6 protein-coding genes are annotated in these 5,418 nt (G+C 39.9%); 1 reads left to right on the top strand and 5 read right to left on the bottom strand.

Going from position 1 to position 5,418, the window contains the following annotated elements; genetic code table 11:
• The 5 genes from AC5V8P_RS22915 to AC5V8P_RS22935 all read right to left on the bottom strand — a co-directional run.
• A partial coding sequence (locus tag AC5V8P_RS22915) for a hypothetical protein (RefSeq protein WP_495473897.1) occupies positions 1-325 on the bottom strand: 325 nt, incomplete at its 3' end.
• On the bottom strand, positions 325-708 hold the full coding sequence (gene fliS / locus AC5V8P_RS22920) for a flagellar export chaperone FliS (RefSeq protein WP_064797833.1): 384 nt from the start codon (positions 706-708) through the stop codon (positions 325-327). The genes fliS and AC5V8P_RS22915, both read right to left, overlap by 1 nt.
• A gap of 17 nt (positions 709-725) precedes the next feature.
• Positions 726-2,249 carry a flagellar filament capping protein FliD gene (gene fliD / locus AC5V8P_RS22925; RefSeq protein ID WP_064797832.1) on the bottom strand — a complete coding sequence of 508 codons (1,524 nt, stop codon included), beginning with the start codon at positions 2,247-2,249 and terminating at the stop codon, positions 726-728.
• 12 nt (positions 2,250-2,261) lie between these two features.
• Positions 2,262-2,633, bottom strand: a complete 372-nt coding sequence (locus AC5V8P_RS22930; protein WP_064797831.1) for a flagellar protein FlaG — start codon at positions 2,631-2,633, stop codon at positions 2,262-2,264.
• 178 nt (positions 2,634-2,811) lie between these two features.
• On the bottom strand, positions 2,812-3,579 hold the full coding sequence (locus AC5V8P_RS22935) for a flagellin N-terminal helical domain-containing protein (RefSeq protein WP_064797830.1): 768 nt from the start codon (positions 3,577-3,579) through the stop codon (positions 2,812-2,814).
• Between the two features lie 276 nt (positions 3,580-3,855).
• Between AC5V8P_RS22935 and AC5V8P_RS22940 the strand changes: the two genes are divergently transcribed.
• Complete coding sequence (locus AC5V8P_RS22940; RefSeq protein ID WP_064797829.1) at positions 3,856-5,259, top strand: carboxypeptidase-like regulatory domain-containing protein; 1,404 nt, start codon at positions 3,856-3,858, stop codon at positions 5,257-5,259.
• The last annotated feature ends 159 nt before the right edge of the window (positions 5,260-5,418 follow it).

Consider the following 5,418-nt stretch of genomic DNA (forward strand, 5'->3'; position numbering starts at 1 on the left):
AAAGACTATCAACTGAATAAGCACGCTGGTAAGCATTTTGTTGAATTCGAATATGCCCTTTTTTCTCCATCCAGCTGCCTGCTTCATCTTTCAACTTATTCATGCGCTTTAATATCGGTCCATCCATATCTAATATTAGTCTAATTTCTTGTTTGTCTTCCTCAGTGAGAGAAGTACGATATTTTTCCATTGCATGCACAATTTCCTGTCGACGATCTACAAAGGCAACTAATTCTTCCTCTTCAATGATCGAAATTCGGTTAGTCGTCTCTATTGTAATTTCTTTCAGCACTCTTATGAAGTCTTGAATATTGTTACTGTCCATCAGCTACCTGTGACCGAGCTTGGAAGTTTGCTCACTTCTACCCAAGCCTCACGAAGATCCGTTAGATGTTCCTCTACTTCCCGAGCCTTAGACACATCTTTATGAACATTAGACTCAATCAGACAATGCAACATATATTCATAAATTCTTAACAAGTCTCGCGAAATCGGATAATCAAAATTCAAAGCGGATATTAATTCATGAATGATAGCTTGTGATTTACAAAGATTATAGTTGGCTTTCCCGAAATCTTTATCTAAAATCCCGTCTATACCTGCCCGAGTAAATCGGATTGCCCCATCATACAGCATAATCAGAAGTTTAGGCTTGGAGGCAGTCTGGGCTTGAGCCTGCTGGTACTTCTGGTAAGGGGATTGAATCAAATGTATGACCTCCTTATTTATCTAAAGCTGGACAAGCTAGAAGAAGTACTATTATATTTATTAATTGCCGTCTCCATGGATGTAAACTTCTTGTAGTAGTTCGTTTCGATCATATTCAATCGGGCTGTCATATCAGTTATCCTTCTATCAATACTCGTTAGCTCTTGTCCCATCGTGCTGCTGATAATGAATGAAGCACTCAGATCAGTGCTTACCTTTGAGGTTCCTGCCTTATCAGCTAACTTTTGCAGCGCAGTATTGGATATTTTTTTCATACGTGCGAAAATTCCATCTTGATCTGTATATTTATTACTTTGCGCTGTAGCAGAATCCTGCTTACCAAAAAAGTTGGTCACAATATCAGGATCTTTATCTAAAGCAGCTTTCAGCTTATCTGTATCTAAAATAAGTTTCCCTTTTGTCTGATACGTACCTGTTGTTATCCCAAGCTCAGCAAGGCTAATTGTTGTACCGTCGTCGAGTGTAACTTTTTGTACCATTGCACTACGCATATCGGCTGCTGCGCTCTGCAAGATGCTGTCGTTTTTAAGCATGCCACTTTTGGCTTTATTGGTCCAAAGTGTGATTTCATCATCACTCATATCCTTTTTTTGATCAGTTGTTAAAGGGGTATACTTACTGTAACGTTCTTCACTAACTTTGTTATTTAACGTAGAGAGAACATCATTATACGCGTCAACAAACCCCTGAACCGTTTCAACCAGCTTATCCGTATCTTTGACTACCTCAATGCGTGTTGAAGTACTCCCACTGGCATTATTAAGCGTAAGTTCAACACCATTCATCGCGAAGGTATTGGAAGACCTTGTGATATCCAAACCATTTACAGTGAGCTTGGCATCTTCGCCTCCTGTAATAGTACTCCCCAGCTTTAAAGCCGAGAATATCGCTCCATTAAGCGCAATATCTTTGGCTCCAGTCGTTTTACTTGTTAGAGAAATCTTACCTGTGGCAGAGTCATAGATTGCACTCACACCAGCTTGCTTATTTGAATTGATTTTTTGGACAAAGGAATCAAGTGTTTCATTGACAGGATCAATCTCTATTGACGCTTCCGAGTCTCCTGAACCAATTTTGACTGTTATTGGAGTAGTTCCTGAGATTCCCGAATCTTTAATATCCTGTAGCTTAACAGTTCCCCAATCGGTCGGTGCAGGAACAGAACTATTGAGTTCGATAGCTGCAGAAGAAGTAGCACTTGATGCTGTTGCCAGCGAAGTTACCTTTACATCTAATACTCCACTGGCTGACGAAGATACTTTGGCACTAACCGCACTTGTATTTCCAGTAATATTGGCCTTCTGAGCACTAATTGCACTACTCAAGCTAAGTTTAGATAGTTTATCTTGTGTAAAACTAACCAGTTTCACACTGGTCTCCCGATAGTTTTCACGCTTCCATTCCATTAGCTGTTTCTGTTGATTCAGCTTGTCGAGCGGAGCGCTCTCAGCTGTCATCAACTTTTTAACCATGGAATCTATATCCATACCAGATGCCAAACCACTTATTCTTGTTACCATGAACGTTCCTCCTTATGCCTTCTTATCAACAATAATCCCGGTAATCTCCATCATTCTTGCTGCTACATCCAAAATTTTTTCTGGCGGAACTTCACGAATGAGATCACCTGTTTCCTTGTTCAAAACTTTAATCATAATGGTGTGAGTTTTTTCGTGCACAGATATTTCAAACATTTTTTGCGGACCTTGAATTGCCTCAATTGCTTTTTGCAACTGCTGAATGGTTTGCTCGTGTGTCAGCTGTGCTTTTGCAGGGATTACAGACTGGACTGCACCTTCTTCAGAAGTTATTGCAGGATCAGTAACGGTGTCCTCCTTTGGAGTTCCGGCAGAAAGATTAATCGGTGTTATACCTCCTGCATTGGTCGGTATCAATGGTTCCATAACATAACCCCTCGCTCATAAAATGGTATGTTGAACACTCTATCTCTTCTACTCATATCGGCTGTCCTACTCTATATATCGGTTAATGATTTAGAATATTTATGAAAAACAATATAAAAAAACAAAAAAGGCTCTGCAAAATGCAGAGCCTTTAATAATTCGCATGCTTTCCAAAATCTTAACGAAGCAAGGACAGTACGCCTTGTGGCGCAGAGTTTGCTTGTGACAGCATGGATTGGGAAGCTTGCAGCAAGATGTTGTTCTTGGACAAAGCAACCATTTCTTTAGCCATGTCAGTATCACGAATACGGGATTCGGAAGCTGTCAGGTTTTCAACTGTAGTTCCCAAGTTGTTGGAAGTATACTCCAAGCGGTTTTGAACAGCACCCAATTTAGCACGTTGTGTAGCTACTTTTTCAATAGCATCACTCACATTTGTCAATGTGGAAGAAGATTTCAAACCAGTGAATCCTGCTGTAGCAACACCACTAACTGTAATTGTAAAAGCTTTATCGTCCGCTTGTACTTTTACATTAGAAGTGATTTTGATTCCGTTGAATGTAGTGTTCTTCATGATGCTGTCGATTTGGGATCCCAGTGCGTTAAGCTCCATGTTGATGTTACTCTTATCGCTGGAAGAATATGTTCCGTTCAGTTTTTGAACGTTCAGTTCTTTCATACGAGAAAGCATGGAAGATACTTCGTTCATTGCACCCTCAGCAGTTTGTGCAAAAGAAATACCGTCTTGAACGTTACGTTGGGATTGTTCCAAACCACGGATTTGTCCGCGCATTTTTTCGGAGATAGAGAGACCAGCAGCGTCATCAGCAGCGCGGTTGATACGCAGACCGGAAGACAGTTTCTCCATGTTTTTGCTTGCTGCAGCACTATTCATACCCATGTTACGGTGAGTGTTCAATGCAGGAATATTGTGGTTGATAATCATTTTAAATTTCCTCCCTGAAATGGTTTAATTCCCACGTCCTTGTGGTATGAGCGTCTTCACAGGTCGGCCGCCCTGAAGAATTATCGCTCTAAATTATATATCGACACCTGCCACTGTATTGTTTATAGCATTTTAAAAATTTCAAAAAAATCTATTTCGCAAAACATTATTCGGAACGCAAATAATTTAATTTAAACCAATAATTGACATATATTGAACTCTATCTTATATTAAGCTTGTGGTAAAAAATATCTAATTGAAGGAGTGTTTCAAATTATGCTTAGGAAAACTATTGGTGTATTATCCGTTTTGATCCTTGCGGTCGGTTGGTTCTCAGCATCTTCTAATCTGGCACTTGCAGGTTCTTCTCAAGCCCAGCCTATTCAATTGCCAGCACAATTTCAAAATTCCATGGTCAAGAAAGGCTCAAACACACTTTTAAGCGATCAGCTTATATTGCCAACCCGATCGAAAACATTTTCAATCCCCAAGGAGGACATCTCTTTAAAATCTCCAAAGTTAAATTCATTACCAGATACTTCGTCTAACAATAAACTTTCTGTCTCTGCAGTCACATATGATGTTTATAACACCACACCCGATGGCGCGATCTTTATTAAATCTGGTAATTCCACACAAGGTTATATTACGGCAGAGGGTGAAAGCCGCTGGTTTTTCACCCGTGTTGAGACTCCCAATAAGCTGACTGTATTTTTAAATCCAGGGGCATCCACAACTAATGATTACGATCTTCATCTATACAAGCTTGATGAAAGCACTGGAACGCTAAACAAAGTTTCATATTCAACGAAGGGGGCTGGTCAATATGAACAAGTCAGCTACGTTGCAGGAACTGGCTATTATTTCATACTTGTCCAATCATACAAAGGATTTGATGTAACCCAGCCGTTTACCGTTCACTCTATCCAATCCGACAACTATGACAGCAGTGAACCAGATGACAATCCTTGGTTTGCTAAAGACCGGGGATCATCCACATTTAGCAGCAGCCAAACGATCGACAATGTTCTAGATGAAGATTGGAGTAAGATCAAAGTTACCTCTGATAGCACCGTCCGGCTCAACCTCAACAATACCTCAACTTATGGCGAATACCGACTGGATCTATATGACGCTAATTTAACAAGTCTCGGATATCTTGGTCAGAACACAACCGCACAAATAAAGTTATCCGCAGGGGAATATTATATCCGCGTTATTGCACCATCCAAGTTCGATCTCACCACCCCGTACACGTTGACAGTGAGTTATCAAAATGCTGATGTTGCACGGGTGGTAACCTCTAACATCACAACAGACGGTGGAGTATACGGTTTTATAAACTATGGTTATGGACAAAAATGGAGAATAAAAAACAATATCACCATTAGTGGTAGAGCGTTTGATGCCCAAGGCAGTCCTGTGGCAAATGCTATCGTCACCACAAGAATTATTGTTACAATAAACAATAAGGTATTTACAGCAAGCGGAACAACCAATGAACAAGGATACTTTACGATCCCAGTAAGTGGTTTAACCTCGGCTGCAGGTAAGTATTCTTTCTACAACGGCGTCAGCACGCACTATTTTGATATTATCCCAATCGACTTTTACAGTGGCGGTAAATTACTCAATTCAGATATTAGCAGTCTCTATCATTTCGCTTACCAAATAAGATAACTTAGTAAAACAGATTAAAAATCAACTAAAATCTTGTAGTTTTAATAACATAAAAAGCCAAAAAAGCTGGCCCTGGATTAAACTGTACCCTATAGAGTAGACACTTTAAAAAAGTCTCTCCGTAGGGTACTTTTTATATATCGAGAAAAATGGGGAGTG

It is taken from the genome of Paenibacillus sp. N119s (genome assembly GCF_059447605.1).